Source organism: Pseudomonas fakonensis (genome assembly GCF_019139895.1).
GTDB lineage: Bacteria > Pseudomonadota > Gammaproteobacteria > Pseudomonadales > Pseudomonadaceae > Aquipseudomonas > Aquipseudomonas fakonensis.
The window spans coordinates 5,694,532-5,715,350 of record NZ_CP077076.1 but is presented as its reverse complement, the minus strand read 5'-3'; the positions used below and the strand labels follow the sequence as shown (position 1 = coordinate 5,715,350).

16 protein-coding genes are annotated in these 20,819 nt (G+C 63.7%); 6 read left to right on the top strand and 10 right to left on the bottom strand.

The genetic code is table 11. The features are described from left to right. Positions 1 to 56: 56 nt before the first annotated feature. Both betB and betI read right to left on the bottom strand, forming a co-directional pair. Positions 57 to 1,529: a betaine-aldehyde dehydrogenase gene (gene betB, locus KSS94_RS25180; RefSeq protein ID WP_217840730.1), complete on the bottom strand. Its 1,473-nt coding sequence runs from the start codon at positions 1,527 to 1,529 to the stop codon at positions 57 to 59. 38 nt (positions 1,530 to 1,567) lie between these two features. Continuing rightward, positions 1,568 to 2,224 (bottom strand): transcriptional regulator BetI, encoded by a 657-nt coding sequence (gene betI, locus KSS94_RS25175; RefSeq protein WP_217840729.1) that lies wholly within the window; start codon positions 2,222 to 2,224, stop codon positions 1,568 to 1,570. A gap of 533 nt (positions 2,225 to 2,757) precedes the next feature. On the opposite strand from betI, the gene KSS94_RS25170 reads away from it, so the two are divergent. Together KSS94_RS25170 and KSS94_RS25165 are read left to right on the top strand one after the other, a co-directional pair. After that, positions 2,758 to 4,704, top strand: a complete 1,947-nt coding sequence (locus tag KSS94_RS25170; protein ID WP_225935918.1) for a BCCT family transporter — start codon at positions 2,758 to 2,760, stop codon at positions 4,702 to 4,704. 141 nt (positions 4,705 to 4,845) lie between these two features. Then, entirely contained in the window at positions 4,846 to 9,432 is a 4,587-nt protein-coding gene (locus tag KSS94_RS25165; RefSeq protein ID WP_217840727.1) for a DUF6543 domain-containing protein, read from the top strand. A gap of 180 nt (positions 9,433 to 9,612) precedes the next feature. Here the strand turns inward: KSS94_RS25165 and KSS94_RS25160 are convergent, their stop codons facing one another. From KSS94_RS25160 to gpmI, 4 genes are all read right to left on the bottom strand, one after another. Continuing rightward, positions 9,613 to 10,374, bottom strand: coding sequence for a divergent polysaccharide deacetylase family protein (locus KSS94_RS25160; RefSeq protein ID WP_217840726.1), 762 nt, complete (start codon positions 10,372 to 10,374; stop codon positions 9,613 to 9,615). Positions 10,375 to 10,383: 9 nt separating this feature from the next. Next, positions 10,384 to 11,718: a S41 family peptidase gene (locus KSS94_RS25155; RefSeq protein WP_217840725.1), complete on the bottom strand. Its 1,335-nt coding sequence runs from the start codon at positions 11,716 to 11,718 to the stop codon at positions 10,384 to 10,386. 107 nt (positions 11,719 to 11,825) lie between these two features. Next, positions 11,826 to 13,124, bottom strand: coding sequence for a murein hydrolase activator EnvC family protein (locus KSS94_RS25150; RefSeq protein WP_217840724.1), 1,299 nt, complete (start codon positions 13,122 to 13,124; stop codon positions 11,826 to 11,828). Between the two features lie 171 nt (positions 13,125 to 13,295). Continuing rightward, on the bottom strand, positions 13,296 to 14,831 hold the full coding sequence (gene gpmI / locus KSS94_RS25145; protein WP_217840723.1) for a 2,3-bisphosphoglycerate-independent phosphoglycerate mutase: 1,536 nt from the start codon (positions 14,829 to 14,831) through the stop codon (positions 13,296 to 13,298). Positions 14,832 to 15,037: 206 nt separating this feature from the next. Here gpmI and KSS94_RS25140 point away from each other — a divergent pair, with 206 nt between their 5' ends. From KSS94_RS25140 to secB, 3 genes are read left to right on the top strand one after another with little or no spacing between them, the layout of a single operon-like run. Beyond that, complete coding sequence (locus KSS94_RS25140) at positions 15,038 to 15,451, top strand: rhodanese-like domain-containing protein (RefSeq protein WP_217840722.1); 414 nt, start codon at positions 15,038 to 15,040, stop codon at positions 15,449 to 15,451. A gap of 1 nt (position 15,452) precedes the next feature. Beyond that, entirely contained in the window at positions 15,453 to 15,707 is a 255-nt protein-coding gene (gene grxC, locus KSS94_RS25135) for a glutaredoxin 3 (RefSeq protein ID WP_138220426.1), read from the top strand. A 40-nt stretch (positions 15,708 to 15,747) separates the two neighbouring features. Then, positions 15,748 to 16,230, top strand: a complete 483-nt coding sequence (gene secB, locus KSS94_RS25130) for a protein-export chaperone SecB (protein ID WP_217840721.1) — start codon at positions 15,748 to 15,750, stop codon at positions 16,228 to 16,230. Between the two features lie 79 nt (positions 16,231 to 16,309). Here secB and trmL read toward each other — a convergent pair whose 3' ends face one another. Beyond that, positions 16,310 to 16,771 carry a tRNA (uridine(34)/cytosine(34)/5-carboxymethylaminomethyluridine(34)-2'-O)-methyltransferase TrmL gene (gene trmL / locus KSS94_RS25125; protein ID WP_217840720.1) on the bottom strand — a complete coding sequence of 154 codons (462 nt, stop codon included), beginning with the start codon at positions 16,769 to 16,771 and terminating at the stop codon, positions 16,310 to 16,312. Here trmL and KSS94_RS25120 point away from each other — a divergent pair. Continuing rightward, positions 16,770 to 17,207, top strand: coding sequence for a hypothetical protein (locus tag KSS94_RS25120; RefSeq protein ID WP_217840719.1), 438 nt, complete (start codon positions 16,770 to 16,772; stop codon positions 17,205 to 17,207). The two genes, trmL and KSS94_RS25120, sit on opposite strands and share 2 nt — an antisense overlap. A gap of 428 nt (positions 17,208 to 17,635) precedes the next feature. Here the strand turns inward: KSS94_RS25120 and KSS94_RS25115 are convergent, their stop codons facing one another. The 3 genes from KSS94_RS25115 to glnL all read right to left on the bottom strand — a co-directional run bounded on the left by KSS94_RS25115 (position 17,636) and on the right by glnL (position 20,752). Continuing rightward, positions 17,636 to 18,091 (bottom strand): REP-associated tyrosine transposase, encoded by a 456-nt coding sequence (locus KSS94_RS25115; protein ID WP_217840718.1) that lies wholly within the window; start codon positions 18,089 to 18,091, stop codon positions 17,636 to 17,638. A gap of 142 nt (positions 18,092 to 18,233) precedes the next feature. After that, a complete protein-coding gene (ntrC, locus tag KSS94_RS25110) occupies positions 18,234 to 19,670 on the bottom strand; it encodes a nitrogen regulation protein NR(I) (RefSeq protein ID WP_217840717.1) in 1,437 nt (478 codons plus the stop codon). Beyond that, positions 19,667 to 20,752, bottom strand: coding sequence for a nitrogen regulation protein NR(II) (gene glnL / locus KSS94_RS25105; protein WP_217840716.1), 1,086 nt, complete (start codon positions 20,750 to 20,752; stop codon positions 19,667 to 19,669). Before glnL ends, ntrC begins: the two co-directional genes overlap by 4 nt. Positions 20,753 to 20,819 lie beyond the last annotated feature (67 nt).

The window sequence follows — 20,819 nt, the reverse complement described above, 5'->3', positions numbered from 1 at the left end:
GTGATCAGGGAGCGGGAACGCCCGTGCGCAGCGGCACGGGCGGGGCTATACGCGGTTTAGAAAACCGAGTTGTAGCCGCCCAGCTCGACCTGGACCGACTTGATGCGAGTGTATTGAGCCAGCGAGCTGACACCGTTCTCACGGCCGACGCCCGACTGCTTGTAGCCGCCGACCGGCATTTCGGCTGGCGATTCGCCCCAGGCGTTGATCCAGCAGATACCGGCTTCGAGCTTGTGGATGATGCGGTGGGCGCGGGTGATGTCGTTGGTGCACACGCCGGCGGCCAGGCCGTACTCGGTGTCGTTGGCGCGGCGGATGACTTCTTCTTCGGTCTCGTAGGACAGAATGCTCATCACTGGGCCGAAGATCTCTTCCTTGACGATGGTCATGTCGTCGGAGCAGTCGGTGAACACGGTCGGGGCAACGAAGGCGCCCTTGGCGAAATCACCGGCGGTCAAACGCTCGCCGCCGCACAGTACGCGGGCGCCTTCTTCCTTGCCCTTGGCGATGTAGCTGAGCACGCTTTCCATGTGCTGGAAGCTGACCAGCGGGCCGAAGTTGGTGTTCTCGTCTTCCGGGTTGCCGACGCGGATGCGCGCAACGCGCTCGGCGATCTTGGCTTCGAAGGCGGCTTTCATCGAGGCCGGGATGAACACGCGGGTGCCGTTGGTGCACACCTGGCCGGAGCTGTAGAAGTTGGCCATCATGGCGATGTCGGCGGCCTTGTCCAGGTCGGCGTCTTCGCAAATGATCAGTGGCGACTTGCCGCCCAGTTCCATGGTGACTTCCTTGAGCGAGGAGCTCGAGGCGCTGGCCATGACTTTTTTGCCGGTGGTGGTGCCGCCGGTGAACGAGACTTTCTCGATGCGCGGGTGCTCGGTCAGCCAGGTGCCGACTTCGCGGCCACTACCGGTCAACACGTTGAACACGCCGTTCGGTAGGCCCGCTTCGGTGTAGATCTCGGCCAGTTTCAGGGTGGTCAGCGAGGTGACTTCCGAAGGCTTGAAGATCATCGCGTTGCCGGCGGCCAGGGCCGGGGCGGACTTCCACAGGGCGATCTGGATCGGGTAGTTCCAGGCGCCGATACCCACGGTCACGCCCAGCGGCTCGCGGCGGGTGTAGACGAAGGAGGATTCGCGCAGCGGGATCTGCTCGCCTTCGATGGCCGGTACCAGGCCGGCGTAGTATTCGAGCACGTCGGCGCCGGTGACGATGTCGACGTAGCGGGTTTCGGAGTACGACTTGCCGGTGTCCAGGGTTTCCAGCTGGGCCAGTTCGTCGTTGCGCTCACGCAGGATGTCGACGGCGCGGCGCAGGATGCGCGAACGCTGCATGGCGGTCATGGCGGCCCAGATTTTCTGGCCGCGCTCGGCGCTTTCGACGGCCTTTTCGACGTCGGCCTGGGTGGCACGCTGTACGTGGGCGAGGACTTCGCCGGTGGCCGGGTTGATGGCCTCGAAGGTGGCATCGCTGCCAGCGTCGACGTAAGCGCCATCAATGTAGAGTTTTTGCGTTCCGAAACGGGCCATAAAGTCCTCGCAAGTGCAGTGTGTGGTTGGCTGCCGCGTCACGCCCCCGCCGGTTGGCTGGTGGCTGCGCGCGGCTTGGCAGCGGCCTGGTCTTGTGTGCCCAGGGTCTGCTGTTTAGCCAGTTGTAGATCCATGTATTCGTTAGCGATGCGTATTGCCTGTTCGGTGTCGAATGCATCTCCCGACAGGGCGCCACGCAACCACAGGCCGTCGATCAGGGCTGCCAGGCCGCGGGCTGCCTTGCGCGCATGGTAGAGCGGCAGGGCGCGGCGGAACTGGCAGCACAGGTTGGAATACAGGCGGTGATCGTTGATCCGCTGCAACCTGTGCAAAGACGGCTGGTGCATGCTGGAGGCCCAGAAGGCCAACCAGGTTTTCATTGCCGGGCCGTTCACCTGGCTGGCATCGAAGTTGCCCTCGATGATCGCCTGCAGGTGGGCTCGCGGGCCATCGTCCTCAAGTGCTGCGCGGCGTGCGACAACGCCGTCGCTGAGCATTTTCATGATGTAGCTCATGGTCGCTGCGATCAGGCCGTTCTTGTCCTGAAAGTAGTGACTGATGATGCCGTTCGACACACCGGCCAAACGGGCAATCAGCGCAATGCTGGCGTCCCCCAGCCCCACCTGATCGACCGCCTGCAGGGTGGCTTCGATCAACTGCTGGCGGCGGATGGGTTGCATACCGACCTTGGGCATCTTGCTTTCTCCTCAGGCCTGCGAGCAGACGACAAGCGGCTGACTCGGCGAAGGCCAGTCTATTTTGTTTTGATTGAACGTTCAATCAATAAAGAATAAGCTCTGCGACAATTTGTGCCATTGACAGTTTTTCAGGCGGTCAAGGAAGCACGGATTGGCACCCCAGGAAATCGCGTAACCCCCGTAATACAAGGCGTTGACGGGCGCGGGCGATGCAAAGGCAGATTCTGCCGCGCGGCAACAGGCTGCGCGGTCGGCCCTTGGAAAGGGCCTGGCGGCTGTGGCGAATGCGCGCACTTCTGACGGATTGCGCAGCTCGAACACGGCTCACCGGTCTGCTTTTTTGCAGCGTTTCGATTCGGGATCACGGTTTCCAGGGTGCTTTTATAACACCTGTAGCAGTAGGGCTATTGCACCAATTGCACGGGAAATGACTGATTAGCCTCCACTGCCGCACTCCCCGGAGCATTCGTGCAATGAGTTCTGCCTCCCTGACAAAGCCCCCCGCCGAGCGGGTACGGGTCAACCGCGTGGTGTTTTTCACCTCGGCGATGATGATCCTCGTTCTGACTGCCCTGCTGATCGCTGTACCTGAAACCGCCGGCGAAGTGCTCGGTGTCGCCCAGAAGTGGCTGACCCGCACCTTCGGCTGGTACTACATGCTGGTGATCTGCAGCTACCTGCTGTTCGTCATCTACCTGGCGTTCTCCGACTTCGGCAAGCTCAAGCTCGGTGGCAAGGACGATACTCCCGACTTCAGCTACGGCGCCTGGGCCGGCATGCTGTTCTCGTCCGGTATCGGCATCTCGCTGCTGTACTTCGGTGCCTCCGAGCCGCTGGACCACTACTTCAACCCGCCTGAAGGCACCCCGGCCAGCCTCGAAGCTGCGCGCCAGGGCCTGCAGCTGACCTTCCTGCACTGGGGCCTGCACGGCTGGGCGATCTACGCCCTGGTCGGCCTGGCCGTGGGCTACTTCGCCTACCGCCACAACCAGCCGCTGGCACTGCGCTCGGCGCTGTACCCGCTGGTCGGTGAGCGCTGGGTCAAGGGCGCCGGCGGCAACGCGGTGGATATCTTCGGCATGTTCGTCACCCTGCTGGGCCTGGTGACCAACCTGGGTATCGGCTCGATGCAGGTGGCCTCGGGCCTGGAATACCTGTTCGGCATGGACCACAGCAAGACCAACCTGCTGGTGGTGATCCTGGTGATGGCCGGCGTTGCCACCGTCGCTGCGGTGTCGGGCGTGGAGAACGGCATCCGCCGCCTGTCCAACCTGAACATCCTGCTGTTCAGCGGCCTTTTGATCTTCGTGCTGCTGGCCGGCAACACCCTGCACCTGTTCAATGGCTTCGTGCAGAACGTCGGCGACTACTTGAACGGCTTCGTGCTCAAGACCTTCGACCTGTACGTGTACGAAGGCGCAGGCGACAAGTCCGAGCGCTGGCTGGGCCTGTGGACCGTGTTCTACTGGGCCTGGTGGATCTCCTGGGGCCCGTTCGTGGGTATGTTCATTGCCCGTATCTCCAAGGGCCGTACCGTGCGCCAGCTGGTCAGCGGCGTGCTGCTGATCCCGCTGGGCTTCACCCTGGCCTGGCTGTCGATCTTCGGCAATACCGCCCTGGACCTGGTGATGAACCACGGCGCCGTGGAACTGGGCAAGACCGCGCTCGAACAGCCGTCAATGTCGATCTACCAGTTACTCGAATACTTCCCGGCGTCGAAAATCGTCATCGGTGTGGCGGTGTTCGTCGGCTTCGTGCTGTTCCTCACCCCGGCCGACTCAGGCGCGGTGATGATGGCCAACCTGTCGTGCACAGGCGGCAAGGTGGACGAAGACGCCCCGCACTGGATGGTGGTGTTCTGGTCGGTGGTGATCACTCTGGTGACCATCGGCCTGCTGTTCGCCGGTAACTTCGAAGCCATGCAGACCATGGTGGTGCTGGCCGGCCTGCCGTTCTCGGTGGTGCTGGTGCTGTTCATGTTCGGCCTGATGAAGGCGATGAAGCAGGACGTCGCGGTCGAGAGCGAGCGCGCCGAACTGGCTGCCCGTGGCCGTCGCGGCTTCAGCGAGCGCCTGAGCCAGCTGGACCTGCAGCCGACCCAGGCCGTGGTACAGCGCTTCATGGACAAGCAGGTCAGCCCGGCACTCAAGGAAGCCGCCGAGCAGCTGCGCACCCTGGGCTTCGAGGTCGAGACCCGTGTTGGCCAGTCGCGCAATATGATGGGCCTGCGGGTGATGATGGAAGAGGGCAACCCCTTCGTCTACGAAGCCAGTCTGGACGGTTACCTGGCCGCGCCGAGCGAGGCGCCGGTCGAAGGCGAGCCAGAGGTGCAGCAGCGCTTCTACCGCGCCGAGGTGTACCTGCACGACGGCAGCCAGGAATACGACCTGATGGGCTTCACCCGCGAGCAGATCGTGCGTGACGTGCTGGATCAGTTCGAAAGCCACCGCCAGCTGCTGGGGCGTGTGTACAGCTGATTGCAGCCGTTGCGGTGAAACAGGGCTCTGGTCTATCGATCAGGGCCCTTTTTCATGGGCGCTTGCCAGCAATATGCACCTCAGCGGTGCTGCGGACTTTTTCTACCTTGGCGCGTCAAACACGGCCATAAGGTATCGATCATGCCCACCCCTCCTGCTGTTTCGCCGACCACTTTGCGTCAGGCGGTGTCCAGTTGTTTCGTGTCCCGTCCGACCCTGCGCCAGGTGCTGGATAGCGAGCTGTACAAGCTACTTCTGCGGCATGTGCCGTCAGTGTTGACCTACGCTCCGCACCTGCTCTCGGCAGGTGAGATATACGTACAGATGCCTGTGGACAACAACAATTTCCGCGCGGTCAAACCGCTGCTCGATGTTTTCATGCAGGCGCTGGTCGAAGGGCAGCCGGTCACTTTCAGCGCTGAGCACCTGTTCACTACCCTGCGCGATGGCAAGCTGCTTCAGGACCTTGTCGTCGAGGAGGGGCATAGCATCAAGCAGGTGATACTTGACCCGAGCCTGCTCAACGCCAGTTTCGCCCAGCTGCAGTCAGAAGCCCTTGAGCTTCTCGCGCGCGCGCAGGTGAGTTACTGGAGCGCATCTGCGTATCCGGATGCTGCGTTTGGTGGAATCAGCAGGCATCAGTGGTTGGGCGAGATGCTGCGCATCAGCATGGCCTGCAACCTGAAAACCGCCCGGTTGAGCGAGGGGCAGCGCGACTGCCTGGTGGACGTGCTTCTGGGCGACAGCGGGACGTTCGAGTTGTTTGCCGTCGAAGCCAGCATGAGCCTGGACGGTGACAGCTTCGAGGAGCTGCAAGCGGAACTGCTGGTACATGCCAGCGACGAGACCCACCATGTGCTGCTGTGGTGTCGCCCGGACGGGCGTGTCGAAGGCTTTGACGATATCGCGGCCTTCGGCGACGCATTCGAGGCGGACATGGCGCGCCGCTACCGCTTCGACGCCTTGAGCTGGCGCCGGTATCAGCTTGAAGGGGATGCACGCTTGCAGCAGCCCGGTTTGATGCTGCAATACCTGCTTGGCAGGCTTACCCGCTTGCAGACCTTTGCCTTCGAGCACGTAGAAGCCCTGGAAGCGCAGCTGTTCAGGCTGACCGATCCGGGCTCGCTCATGCTTGAGCTCGATTGTTCCGAGCAGGGCGATGCTGATGATGAGCTGCCAGGCTATTTGCAGGGCGGGACCAGCAGGCGCCGCCTCGCTACCTGGCAGGTATTGATCGACCTTGGCTTGCAGCAAGCCAAGGTCTCGAGCGCGGCTTCGCTCGAAGGCATCGAGGGGCCTCGCACCTATGCCGAGCGGCGCCTGCGCGAGCGGGCCGGGGAGTTGCACCCCGAAGGCTCGGCCTTCTCCCCCGACGACCTGCAGATCCTGCTCGCCCCCCAGGATGATGACACCCCGATCAACACCACGACCTTGACCGAATGGGCTGTGAACAAGCATCTGGCGTTCGATGGGCGAACCGCGCTGGGTGTCGCCCACCGGGTAGCGGGCAGCGAACTGCCAGGCTGGGTCACGCTGGCAACCTTGGAAGCCTTGGTGGACGATGTGGATGTCGGTGGCCATTATCCGGAATATGTCACGCAAAAGCTCGACGACCCCCGCATGGCGGCGGTGCGCAGCAGCCGTTTTGCCGTGGAATGGCGGCAGCAATTGCTGGCGTGCGGCTTGAAGGCCTTGGCTCAAGGTGATCTGGACGAGGCGCGCTGGCAGGCGCTGGCCGAGTTTTGCCGCAGTGGCAGGGATTTCAAGGTCAATGTCGACATCGCCCCGTTGGCCTTCAAGGTCAGGGACCTGCGTCAGGGCGACGAAACGACCTACATGTTCGTGCTGCGTTTTCGCGAGCCTGCATTCGTGTTGTTGTACTGCCCGCACTATGAACAGGACCCGCTCACCTGCGTGGATGACCTGGCCGGGTTACTGCTGGCGATCAGGCGCTCGCCAAGCCTGCAGGCGCGCATCCTCGATGGCCTGTCGCCCGCGGCCCGGGCCACTTACGACAATGGTGGCTTCGAAAAACCACATCTGACCCAGGGGGTGGGCCTTTCGCCCGACCAGTTGCCGATCCCGAGCATCGGGCCGGTCGAGATCGCTTTCAGCCCCTGGCTGGCCGACATCGACTTCAGGGTCTATCAGCACCGTCGTTCGATGATCATTCGCCTGGCCGACACCAGCACCGTGTCCAACAGCGAGCAGCGTTGGGCCAGGGTTGCCGAACTGGTGGCCACCATGACCTCCCTGACGGCCCTGTTGCCTGGGCCGGTCGGTGCAGCGGCGCGGGCGCTGTTGGCGATAAAAGTGCTGAACAGCCTGGTGGATGAGCAGGCGTACGTCAGCCAGGCGGTGTTGCGCGAGCGTACGCTGAGCCGGTTCCTCGACATGGCGTGGCGGCTGCTGCTGGATCAGTCCCTGGCCGTAATCGATGCCGCTGTGGCCGGACCCTGGGTAGGCCTTGATGGCGAGCCATTGGCGAGCGCGCCTGTTGCCACTGCATGGGTTGCAGGCGAGCAGGGGGCCGTTTATCTCGCCGGTGAACTGGAACATCGGCCTGCGCAACGGGTGCAGATCAGGCCTGCTTGGGGGGCAGGGCCCATTGCCAGGCGCCAAGCCCTGGCGGACTACGTGGCAAGTGTGAAACTGAGTGCCGCGACGCTGGACCCTAACAGCAATGTGCATGTGGTGAATGGGGCAAACTACATCGTGATGGAGGGTGGGTTCTATCAGGTGCGTCGTGATGGCGCCGACCTGCGGATTGTGGCCGCTGATGGCCGAATGGGGCCTGCGCTGTGGCGGGATACGGCATGGCACGTCAAGGAAGGGCTGTTCGCCGGTAGCGGCCGCGCAAGCCAAAAAACCGGCTCCATCGCCAAAACACGGGAAAAAGTGCGGCGCAAGCTCAAGGGCCATGTCGACAGGGCGCTGCAGTTGCAGAAGGATTTCCTGGCGTTGGCACCCGGCCTCGGCAACAAGCAGGCAGAACTCGAACGTGAGTTGGGCAAGCGCAAACTGACCCAGGACAACCCCGGCGATCGCCTGACCGAACAGCAGGTCAAGGATCGGGTCGCCACCATCGATGCCCAGATAGCGGTCTTGCAAAGCGAGTTTGCCGTAATGCGGCTGCAGGGGGTTTCGGTCAGGGAGCAGGGTGTGGAAGCCCAGCTCAAGCTGGACGAGCAACTGATCCAGGAGATCAAGTTGACCCCGGTGAATGAGCAGCCGGCAAAAATGGCGAAACGCGAAGAATGGCTTGTCGCCACCTTGTCCGACGCCGTGTATGCCCGGGATGAGCTGCTCAGGATGAGCGATCGCGAAGCGTTGCACACCGCCGCCAGGGCCTTGAGTGGCAGGCGCATGGTCGAGATTGGCAAGGAGCTTGCGGACTACCGTCGCCGGCTCGGGGATTCGATGCCGCTGTTCGCACGGGCACTTGAAATGATGCAGGTGATCGATGCTCTGTTGGTCCAGTTACCTGATTCGACAGTCTTTCATCAGGGGATCAACGAGACGTCGGTTGGCACCTTCATCAGGCATAGGCAAATCAACATCATCGATTTGCGTTTCGAGCACATCATCGCCTCGGCCGAATTGTCCTTGAACCCCTTGAAGGCCAGGGGCCTGTCGCGCTGGCACAAGGCGATCAACCAATTGTCGGGCAAGCGCCTGCGCGCAGCAGCTGCAGCGCACGCTGATGTGCTGACCAGCGAGCTGAGCCCCGAGGACCGCGCCGAGGTACTGCAGGAGGCCTGGCACCAGTATTCGATGGCCATTTACCGGGCGTCCAGGCAATTGGAGCAGGGCGGGGCGCTGGTGAACGCCATGAGGTTGAAGGAGTATCAGAAGTATCTGGGTGCGCTGAAGGTATCGGTGAATGAGTTGCTGTTGCAGGAGGCCGGCAAACGCTCGGCTTACTGGCTCAGCGAGGACGTACGCAAGGCCGTGCGTACGGCCGATGGGCGGTTGGTGATTGCGACCGAACAGATGGACGAGGACGGGTTGCAACTGGTGGTGACCGATGCAGACGATACGCTGATTCACCGCTTCCGCAAAATCGACGACGACTGGCAGGAAGTGTTGCCGGAGGACGATGCGCTCGAGCCCTTGCCGGCCACGTCTTCCGAAATCGAATTGCACGCCCGGGCGGTGCTGGATGAGGGAGTCGCGTTGCACGACCTTGCCCAGGAGTACCTGCGTAACGATCTGGACCACCTTGACCTGACTGGCGAAGTTGACCGCTATATCTTGCGCCTTGAACAGGCCCGCGATGCCATCCAGGGCAACGATACCTTGCGCCAGGCACTGGCTACGGCCGTCGACGCGTGCCAGGCGAACAAGACACAGTGGTTGACGCAATTGCACGGAAAAACCGAAAGGCCCGGCGCAGCGGCGCTCGCGTACCTGCATCAGCAGGGCCTTTTGAAGATTACCTACGTGCGCCGCGAGGTGACCAGTGGGGGCGGAGTATTCGACGAGTACAGGGTCAACCTGCTGGCTGGCACCGTAGCGAAGGAGGGCAGGCCGATATGGGCAGCCCATTTCCATTTGCGCAGCCAGGATGCCGATGCTGCTGACTTTACGGTTGGGCATTTGAAGTTGTGGCGCGAACGCAAGTTCGGCAGGGCGGATGAGGAGAAACTGCGCGAGGAAGGCAGGATTCTGCATCGTGGCCGGCTTGGCAGCCAGCAGGTGGCAGGCATCATTCCCTTCCACGGATGATCAGCCCTGAGCAGGCTGGGGCGTCTATGCAGCTGTTTGATGCAATGGCAAGAAAAGGCCCGGTTCAGCCGAATCGGGCCTTTGTCGGGGCTGCGTGCGGCGCCAGGCCTGCCCGTGAGCCCTGCCGCGGCCGCTTGCGGCATGCCAGAGGGTGGCTGTCATGCCTTTGGCCGAAGGTTTTCAGCGGTAGCGGCCATGGCTGCCATGGGCGGGCATGGCCTGGTTACCACGCTGGGCGATCATCTGGCGGATCGGTATCCACTCGATACCCTGGCTTTTCAGCCGGGGCAACTCGCGCTCCAGCACTTCCAGCGTTTGCGGGTAGGGGTGGCCGATCAGCACCGCCGAGCCCTGCTTGCGCGCCAGGGCGATGCCCTGCTGCAACTGCGCGGTAATGGCTTCAGGGGTGCGAACATCGTCCAGGAACACGTCCCGCGAGACATGAGCCAAGCCGATGTCCTGGGCTTTGGCCGCCGCCACGGTGGCAGCGCTGGTGCGGCTGTCGACGAAGAACAGGTGGCGGCGCTGCAACTCGCCCATCAGCCAGGCCATGGGCTCGGGCTGGGAGGTCATGCGGCTGCCCATGTGGTTGTTGATGCCGGCGGCGTAAGGCACCTTGGCCAGCGCGGCGTTCAGGCGCCGGGCCAGTTCTTCGATGGGGATGCCGGGGTGCCAGGCGTAGGGCCCGGTGGCTGGGTCCATGGGCATGTGCAGGATCACCGTCTTGCCGGCCTTGTGGGCCTGGCGGGCGAAGTCGGTGGCGTGGGGCGTGTCGGGCATGATCGCCAGGGTGACCGGCCCGGGCAGCGCGAGGGTGCGGCTGTCGCGTTCGGGGCTTTGCCCCAGGTCGTCGATGATGAGGCTCAGGTAGGCCTTGTTGGCCGGCGCCGCTTGCAGGGCGCCGGCCAACAGGCAGCACAGCAGGAACAACAGATAACGCATGGCCGCAGGTCAATCGCCCTTGGTGATGTTCAGGCCCTTGAGCAGGCTCAGCGCCTGGCTCAGCTGGAAGTCGTTGTCCTGCGGGCGTTCCTTGCGCTTGCTGCTGCCGGTGGGGCGGTCGGCGCCGCCGTTGCCGTTGCCCAGGTGGCCTTGCAGGTCGGCTTCTTTGAAGGTGTCGTTGTCGGCCTCGGCGGTGAGCTTGGCCGGGCGTACTTCGATGTCCGGGACGATGCCCTGGGCCTGGATCGAGCGGCCGTTGGGGGTGAAGTACAGCGCGGTGGTGAGCTTGAGCGCACGGTCGTTGGCCAGCGGCAGCACGGTTTGCACCGAGCCCTTGCCGAAGCTGTCGGTGCCCATCAGCACAGCGCGTTTCTGGTCTTGCAAGGCGCCGGCGACGATTTCCGAGGCCGAGGCGCTGCCGCCGTTGATCAGCACCACCAGCGGTACGCCTTCGCTGGCGTCGGCAGGGTCGGCCGAGAAGCGCAGCTCGGAGTTGGCGATACGGCCCTTGGTGTAGACGATCAGGCCTTTGGTGAGGAAGTGGTCGGCCACTTCCACGGCCGACTGCAGCACGCCGCCTGGGTTGTTGCGCAAGTCCAGCACCACGCCACGCAGCTTCTTGCCGTTGTCCTTGCGCAGCTTGGCCAGGGCCTTGCCCACCTCGTCGCCGGTCTTGACCTGGAACTGGGTGATGCGGATGTAGCCGTAGTCGTTCTCCAGCAGCTGGCTCTTCACGCTCTTGACCTGGATCACCGCGCGGGTGAGGGTCACGTCGAATGGCGTGCCGCCGTCGCGCACCAGGGTGAGGGTGATCTTGTCGCCAACCTTGCCGCGCATCTTGTCGACCGCCTCGGTCATGGTCTGGCCGCGGGTCGGGGCACCGTTGATCTTGACGATCAGGTCACCGGCCTGAACGCCGGCGCGGGAGGCCGGGGTGTCATCGATGGGCGAGACCACCTTGATGAAGCCGTCTTCCTGGCCCACTTCGATGCCGAGGCCGCCGAACTCGCCGCTGGTGCTTTCCTGCAGCTCCTGGAAGTCTTCCGGGCCAAGGTAGGCGGAGTGCGGGTCAAGGTTGCTGAGCATGCCCTTGATGGCGTTCTCCAGCAGGGTCTTGTCGTCCACAGGCTCCACGTACGCGGCCTTGATGCGGTCCATCACCTCGGCGAAGGTGCGCAGCTCTTCCAGCGGCAGCGGTGCCTTGGCGGTCACCTCGGTGGCCGGTACCGCGGCCGGCTTGGCGGCGACGGCTGGCTTGGCCGGCTCGGCGGCAATGGCCAAGGGCGCGCCGATGACCAGGGCGATGGTCAGGGCCAGCTGGGTGAGGCGAGGCGAGTGCAGCATGTCGAACGAACTCCTGATCCTGTTGGCGCCCCCCGGGGGGAGCATCGGCGCAGCTTTATATCACCGCGCCGTAAAAGTAGTTGGTACCTGGTGTCCTGTCTCGGACACTATCCTCGGCACCATTGCGCAGGGTCGGTGGGCCGGCCTTGCTGGCGAATCGCGAAGTACAGCCCGGCGTTGTCCTGGCCGCCACTGTCGCCGACGGTGGAGATGGCCTCGCCGGCCTTTACGATGTCGCCGGCGCTCTTGAGCAGGCTCTGGTTGTGCCCGTACAGGCTCAGGTAACCGTTGCCATGGTCGAGAATGACCAGAAGTCCGGCGCCGCGCAACCAGTCGGCGAACACCACGCGCCCGCCATGTACGGCGCGCACCTGGGTGCCTGCGCTGGCGCTGATCATCACCCCGTCCCACTTGGCCCGGGCATCGCTGCCGCGCGCATCACCGAAACGTGCCAGCAATCGACCATTGACCGGCCATGGAAGTTTTCCGCGCGCTGCAGAAAATGCACCGCCATAGTTGGCGCCGTCGCTGGAAACCACCGGGCCCAGGGTGGTGCGGGCCTTTTTCGGGGGTTCTTCGGGTTGTTCGTCGCGGGCGGCGGTCAGGGCCTGCTGCTTGCGGCGTTTTTCTTCCTCTTGCCTGGCCAGCAGCGCACGCTGGCGGGCTTCTTCAGCTTCGCGGGCCTGGCGGGCGAGGGTCTCTTCGATGGTTTTCAGCACCTTGGCCAGATCAGCCTGGTCCTGTTCGCGGGCCTGCAGCTTCTGGTCGCGCTCTTTCAGGTCGCTGTTGAGCTTGGCCAGTACCTGCTGGCGCTTGTCACGCTCGCTGACCAGGGCCTGGCGGCGGCTATCGAGGTCGGCTTGCTGGGCGAGCAGCTGTTGCTGCTGGCGGCTGATGTCCTGCTCGACATTGGCCAGCTGGCGCAGGGTCTCGTTGAAGGCGCGCAGCTGCTCGGTGCGGGCCTTGCTGAGGTAGTCGTAGTAGGTCAGGGTACGGGCGAACTTCTCGGGGTTCTGCTGGTTGAGCAGTAGCTTGAGGTATTCCTCGCGACCGTTGTTCTGGTAGGCCGAACGGGCCTGGATGGCGATCAGGCGTTGTTGTTCAACGCGGGCGCTCTGGAGTTTTTTTTTCTCGTGGTCAAGGCGCTCCAGCTCGCCCTCGGTCTTTTTTAGCTCTTGCTGCAACGCCTCCACCTGTTTTTCGAGGTTGCCGATGTCAGTCTCGGTGCTCTTGAGGTCTTTTTGCACGCCGGACTTTTCGTCCTGGAGCTTGCCCAGCATCTTTTTCAGCTCGGCGATGTCCTGGCGGGTGGCGTCCAGCTGCTGCTGGGTCTGTGCGCGATCGTCGGCGGCGAAGGCCGGGGCGAGCAGGCATGACAGGGCGAGTAATAAAAGGGCGCGGAGCATGGGGTTGGGCGTACCAGGGATGGAGACCGGCCTAGTATGCCCGCCCGTCGCGGCAAAAAAAACGCCCCGCGGCAGATGCGGCGGGGCGTTTGTCTGGAATTCACCTGCTTTGTGGGGCAATCGGCTTCTGCAGGCGAGCGCATTCCCCTGTAGCCGCCGGCTTGCCGGCGATCAGGCGTCGACCAGGATCGAAGTACCGGTCATTTCCGCAGGCTTTTCCAGGCCCAGCAGCTTGAGCATGGTCGGCGCCACGTCGGCCAGCACGCCGCCGTCACGCACCTTGACCTTGCGCTTGCCGACATAGATGAACGGCACCGGCTCGGTGGTGTGGGCGGTGTGCGCCTGGCCGGTGCACTCGTCTTCCATCTGCTCGACGTTGCCGTGGTCGGCGGTGATCAGGGCTTCGCCGTCGACCGTGTCCAGCGCCTCGACGATGCGCCCGACGCAGGTGTCCAGCGCCTCGACGGCCTTGACCGCGGCCTCGAACACGCCGGTATGGCCGACCATGTCGCCGTTGGCGTAGTTGACCACGATCACGTCGTAACGTTGTTGCTCGATGGCCTCGACGATGCGGTCGGTCACCTCGGGGGCGTTCATTTCCGGCTGCAGGTCATAGGTGGCGACCTTCGGCGACGGGATCAGGATGCGCTCTTCGCCTTCGAACGGCTCCTCGCGGCCACCGGAGAAGAAGAAGGTCACGTGGGCGTACTTCTCGGTCTCGGCAATGCGCAGCTGGGTCTTGCCGTTTTTCGCCAGGTATTCGCCGAGCACGTTGTCCAGGCTGGCCGGGGCGAACGCGGCCGGGGCCGGGATTTTTGCCGAGTACTGGGTCAGGCCGATGAAGGCTGCGACTTTTGGCAGGCGCGCGCGGGGGAATTCGTTGAAGTCCGGCTCGACGAACACGCGGGACAGCTCGCGGGCACGGTCGGCGCGGAAGTTCATGAACACCACCGCGTCGCCATCCTCGACCTTGACCGCATCACCAACACGCGTGGCCTTGACGAACTCGTCGCTCTCGTCGCGGGCATAGGCGGCTTCAAGGCCGGCCAGGGCGGTTGGCGCGGTGAATTCGGCGGCGCTGTCGACGATCAGATCGTAGGCGGCTTGTACGCGGTCCCAGCGGTTGTCGCGGTCCATGGCGAAGTAGCGGCCGATCAGGCTGGCGATGCGGCCCTTGCCAAGCTTGGCGAAGGTGGCGTCGAGCAGTTCGATGGACGACTGGGCGCTGCGCGGCGGGGTGTCGCGGCCGTCGAGGAAGGCGTGCAGGTAGATTTTGTCGGCGCCACGCTGCGCGGCCAGTTCGGCCATGGCCACCAGGTGGTCCTGGTGGCTGTGCACGCCACCGTCGGACAGCAGGCCAAGAATGTGTACGGCCTTGCCGGCACCCACGGCCTTGTCCACCGCGCCGGTCAGTACCGGGTTTTCGAAGAACTCGCCGTCGCGGATGGCCTTGGTGACCCGGGTAAAGTCCTGGTACACCACGCGGCCGGCGCCGAGGTTCATGTGACCGACTTCGGAGTTGCCCATTTGCCCGTCTGGCAGGCCGACATCCATGCCGGAACCGGAGATCAAACCATGCGGCTGGGTGGCGCGCAGGCGGTCGTAGACCGGTGTGTTGGCGGCGTAGATGGCATTGTATTCGGGGCTTTCGCTGTGACCGAAGCCATCCAGGATGATCAGAACCAGGGGTTTAGGCGTACTCGTCATCAATCAAACTCACGGTTGTTCAAAGATGATAAAGACACGCATTTTAGGGCAAATACGCCACCTGCGGCGAATATTCCTCCCCTTGCCCGACCAATGCAGTCGGAATTGCAGCATGAAGCCTGCCATCCCTCCGGCCCGCCGGGCTTTGGCGGTCATGGGGGGCTGTGTATACTGGCCGCCATTTTCAATCGCCTGGAACACCCCCGATGGTTGCTCACCTGATTCAATTCGCGACAGATCACTTCATCCTGGTGGCGATCTTCGTCGTTCTGCTGGTACTGCTGCTGATCAACGAAGTGCGTCGTGGCGGCCAGAGCCTGAGCACCGGCCAGCTGACCGCGCTGGTCAACGCCGACAAGGCCCTGGTGATCGATATCCGCCCTGCCAAGGAATATTCCGCCGGGCACATCGTCGGTGCGGTGAACATCCCGCAGGACAAGCTGGTCAGCCGCATGGCCGAGCTGGAAAAACACAAAGAGAAGACCCTGATCGTCGTCGACGCGATGGGCCAGCAGTCCGGCACCATCTGCCGCGAGCTGCTCAAGGCTGGTTACACCGCTGCCAAGCTCAGCGGTGGCGTCTCCAGCTGGAAAGCCGATAACCTGCCCCTGGTGAAGTGATATGAAGCCCGTCATCGTCTACTCCAGCGACTACTGCCCCTACTGCATGCGCGCCAAACACTTGCTCCAGAGCAAGGGCGTGGCGTTCGAGGAGATCAAGGTCGACGGCAAACCGCAGGTTCGCGCCGAAATGAGCCAGAAGGCCGGCCGTACCTCGGTGCCGCAGATCTGGATCGGCAGCACGCATGTCGGTGGTTGCGATGACCTTTATGCCCTGGAGCGCGCCGGCAAGCTCGACGCGCTGCTGGCGGCCTGATTTCGCACTGCATTCAAGAACATTAGGAAAAGGATCTGCCATGACTGATCAACAGAACAACGGCGCCGCCGAAGCCAACGGCCCACAATTTTCCCTGCAGCGCATCTACGTGCGTGACCTCTCCTTCGAGGCCCCGAAAAGCCCGCAGATCTTCCGCCAGCAGTGGGAGCCGAGCGTTTCGCTGGACCTGAACACCCGTCAGAAAGCCCTGGAAGGCGACTTCCACGAAGTGGTGCTGACCCTGTCGGTGACCGTCAAGAACGGTGACGAAGTGGCCTTCATCGCCGAAGTGCAGCAGGCCGGCATCTTCCTGATCTCGGGCCTGGACGCCGCGTCCATGAGCCACACCCTTGGCGCGTTCTGCCCGAACATCCTGTTCCCGTACGCCCGCGAGACCTTGGACAGCCTGGTGACCCGTGGTTCGTTCCCGGCGCTGATGCTGTCGCCGGTCAACTTCGACGCCCTGTACGCGCAAGAGATGCAGCGCATGCAGGAAGCCGGCGAAGCGCCGACTGTGCAGTAATTGCAGCGGTCATGAAAAAAGCGCCTCTCGGGGCGCTTTTTTTGTGTTGGCTGTACCGGCCCTATCGCGGGGCAATGCTTCAGCTCCCGGCAAAGCCGTTCTGCCGCCAGGCCTCATACACTGTCACCGCCACGGTATTGGACAGGTTCAGGCTGCGACAGCCCGGGCGCATCGGCAGGCGCAGGCGCTGTTCGGCCGGCAGGCTGTCCAGCACCTCGGCCGGCAGGCCGCGGCTCTCGGGGCCGAACAGGAAGGCATCGCCGGGTTGATAGGCGACTTCGTGGAACGGGTGCGAGCCCTTGGTGGTGAAGGCGAACAGCCGCGGGTTGGCGAGGCTTTCAAGGCATGCGGCCAGGCTTTCGTGGCGCTTGAGCGTGGCATACTCGTGGTAATCCAGCCCGGCGCGGCGCAGGCGCTTGTCGTCCAGCTCGAAGCTGATCGGCTCGATCAGGTGCAGGGTGCAGCCGCTGTTGGCGCACAGGCGGATGATGTTGCCGGTATTCGGCGGAATTTCTGGTTGAAAAAGGATGACGTGAAACATGCACGGCTCCAAGCATGAAGATGACGGGCATTCTACCCCCGAACCCGATGTGCGTTCGAAGGCCATGCCGCGAATGATCCTGTCGCTGGCCCTGGTCGGGGTGATGGTCGGGCTGATGATCGGCCGCCTGACTGCGCCTGACGAGCTGCTGCTCGAGCAGGTGGCGGTGGTGCAGGACGGGTTGGACCTGTGGTTCAACGAAGAACCACCGCTGCATGGCGAGAATGTCGAAGGTACCGTGGCCGTGGTGTTCCAGGCCGAGGGCAAGAGCCAGCGCGGGCAGCTGATGCTGCAGGGCAAGCCGGTGGGGTGGCGCTTGCAGAAGAGCCAGGAGGGCCTGCTGCTGACCGTGATTGCCGCGCGCCCCCTGCGTGGCGAGTGGGCCGGTGCAGAGGACGCGGGGCGCTGGAAAGTGCAGGTGAGGCTGCACGAATAAAAGAGGGGAATTCCCGGCCTGCCTGTACCGAGGTCCCCAAAGCAGGTGTTGCTGGAATAAAAAGGGGATTTCCCGGCCTGCCTGTACCAGGGTCCCCGAAGCGGTTGCATGGCTGCGAATAAAAAGGGGATTTCCTGGCCTGCCTGTACCAAGGTCCCCGAAGCGGGTGTCGCTACGAATAAAGAGGGGGATATCCCGGCCTGCCTGTACCGAGGCCCCCGAAACTGGAGATGTATTGCTTATTGCAGGGGGCGTGCCAGTTTTGCAACGCCCGCAAATACAGGGCCTTGAGGGGGATTTGGCCGGTTTTGCAGGGGGGTTGTGCCTTCGCGAGGTGCAGCAGGCACAGGATCGGTGCATGGGCAGCTTCCCGCTGCGGGGAGGGGCGTAGCGTGGGAGCGGGCTTGCCCCGCGATTGCAATCTCCCTCTATACCCAAATCGCATCCCAGTGCGAGTAGTCTCCTGCTCGGCTGACCAGCCCCGCCCTGACGGGGTTGGCAACCACATACCTTGCAAAACTTCGCAGGTCTTCTTCGCGCCTGATGGCTCGATCGTGGTAACCGGCTTGCCATAGCTGTCCCTTGAGCTTGCCCATTTTGTACAGTGAGCAACGACTGCGGGATTTGAAGCGACGCATAACGGTGGCCAGGGTGTCGTTTTTGAGTTCAATCAACCAATGCACGTGATCGGGCATGATTACCCATGCAAGGCTCAAGACCGAGCCTTCGGCCTCTGCCTGAGCAAAATGAGGTGGGAGGCAGCGCGCTGCTTGGAAATCGAGAAACAGCGGCAGCCGGTCCTTGGTGGTGCTGGTCAGCAGATAGGCCCGGCCAGGCTCAGAAACTCGACCGCGGCGTAGTCGATGGGAGGCAGGACTTTCCATGTCGTATTCCTCGTATAGGGGAAGCAACAAGGTAGGTCGGCAGGACCAGGTGTGCTCAAGGCAATGGGCACACCATGTTTCAGGGGGGAGGCCATCGCGGGGCAAGCCCGCTCCCACGGCGATGGCAATCCAACAGCAACCCTCAGTGCTCGTCGCCGTCGTCGTCCTCGGCGCCGTCCACCTTCATGCCCAGCTCCTTGATCTTGCGGGTCAGGGTGTTGCGCCCCCAGCCCAGCAGCACGGCGGCATCGCGGCGCCGGCCTGCGGTGTGCTTGAGGGCGGTTTCGATCATGATCCGCTCGAAGCTGGGCACGGCGCTGTCGAGCAGGCTCGACTGGCCGCGGGCCAGGGCCTGGTCGGCCCACTGGCGCAGGGCCTGCTCCCAGTTGGTGACCGGCGCGGCGTCCGATGGCAGGTTGAGCAGTTCTGGCGGCAAGTCGCCCACCAGCACCTCGCGGCTCGAGGCCATCACGGTGATCCAGCGGCAGGTGTTCTCCAGTTGGCGCACGTTGCCCGGCCACGGCAGGTTGCGGATGAACTCTTCGGTTTCCGGTTTGAGCAGCTTGGGTTCTACCGCCAGTTCCTGGGCAGCGCGGCCAAGGAAGTGACGGGCCAGGGCCGGGATGTCCTCGCGCCGGTCGGCCAGGCGCGGGATGTGAATGCGGATCACGTTCAGGCGGTGGAACAAGTCCTCGCGGAACTTGCCGGCCTGCACCAGCGATTCGAGGTTCTGGTGGGTGGCAGCAATGATGCGCACATCCACCTTCACCGGCACGTGGCCACCGACGCGGTAGAACTCGCCGTCCGCCAGCACCCGCAGCAGGCGGGTCTGGGTATCGGCCGGCATGTCGCCGATCTCGTCGAGGAACAGGGTACCGCCGTCGGCCTGCTCGAAGCGCCCGCGGCGCAGGTTGGCGGCGCCGGTGAAGGCGCCCTTTTCATGGCCGAACAGCTCGGACTCCATCAGGTCCTTGGGGATCGCCGCCATGTTCAGGGCGATGAACGGCGACGCTGCCCGCGGGCTATGGCGGTGCAGGGCGTGGGCCACCAGTTCCTTGCCGGTACCGGATTCGCCGTTGATCAGCACGGTGATGTTGGAGTGGCTCAGGCGGCCGATGGCGCGGAACACCTCCTGCATCGCCGGCGCCTCGCCGATGATCTCGGGGGTGCGGGTGAGGGCCTGGGGCACGTCCAGCGCCTGCTGCTCCTGGGCGTGCTGGTTGGCACGCTTTACCAGCGACACCGCCTCGTCCACGTCGAACGGCTTGGGCAGGTACTCGAAGGCGCCGCCCTGGTACGAGGCCACCGCGCTGTCCAGGTCGGAATGGGCGGTCATGATGATCACCGGCAGGCGCGGGTGCTGCTCGCGGATCTGCGCCAGCAGGTCCAGGCCGCTGGCTCCGGGCATGCGAATGTCGGAGATGATCACGTCCGGCTGCTGGCGCGCCAGGCGGCCCATGACGCCGTCGGCGCTGTCGAAGCTCTGGGTGTTCATGCCCTCCTGCTGCAGGGCCTTTTCCAGCACCCAGCGGATGGAGCGATCATCATCGACGATCCAGACGGTTTCACTTCGGCTCATGAGGCGTTGGCTCCTTGTTCCAGCGGCAGGTAGATCGAGAACGCGGTATGGCCAGGGTGGCTTTCGCACTCGATCAGCCCCTGGTGCTGGCTGATGATGTTCTGGGTGATGGCCAGGCCCAGCCCGGTACCGTCCGGGCGACCGCTGACCATGGGGTAGAAAAGGGTGTCCTGCAGCTCGGCGGGGATGCCGGGGCCGTTGTCGATGATCTCGACCCGCGCCACCAGGCGGTGGCGCACATGGCCGATGGTGAACTGGCGCACCGCGCGGCTGCGCAGGCTGATGCGCCCCAGGCGCAGTTCGTTCTGGCTGCTGATGGCCTGCATGGCGTTACGTACGATGTTGAGCACGGCCTGGATCATCTGCTCGCGGTCGATCAGTACGTCCGGCAGGCTCGGGTCGTAGTCGCGCACCAACGTGATGCCGCCCTGGGTTTCGGCCTCGACCAGGCTGCACACGCGCTCCAGCACTTCGTGGATGTTGGTCATGGCCAGCGACGGCAGTTTGTTCGAGCCGAGCATGCGGTCGACCAGGTTACGCAGGCGGTCGGCCTCTTCGATGATCACGTTGGTGTAGTCGCGCAAACCGTCGTTGGGCAGCTCGCGGGCCAGCAACTGCGCCGCGCCGCGAATGCCGCCCAGCGGGTTCTTGATTTCGTGGGCCAGGCCGCGCACCAGCATCTTGGTGGTTTCCTGCTTGCTCAGCTGGGCCTCTTCCTTGGTGATGCGCAGCAAGCGGTCGCGCGGGTGCACCTCCAGCAGCAGCAGGGTGTTGCCCTGGTGCAGGATCGGCGTCACGGCGTAGTCGACAGTGATCGCCTGGCCGGTCAGCGAGGTCAGCTGGGCTTCGCGCTTGGTGAACGGGTGCGCCTGCTCCACCGCCTGGCGCAGCGAGTTGAGCGCCTCGGTCGATTCGGTGAACAGTTCACTGATGAACTGCCCATGGCTGCGCTGGCCGCTGACGGCCAGGAGCATCTCGGCGGCCGGGTTCATGTACTCAAGGCGCAGTTCGGCATTGAGCAAGAGCGTGGCCGTGGTCAGGTTGTCCAGAAGCAGACGGTGCTGTGCATCGCTGATGGTCATAAGGCGTCGTTGACCTCTTTTGGCGCCTGCCTGCCCCGGTGCATGCCCGGGGCAGGGGCGCTATGGA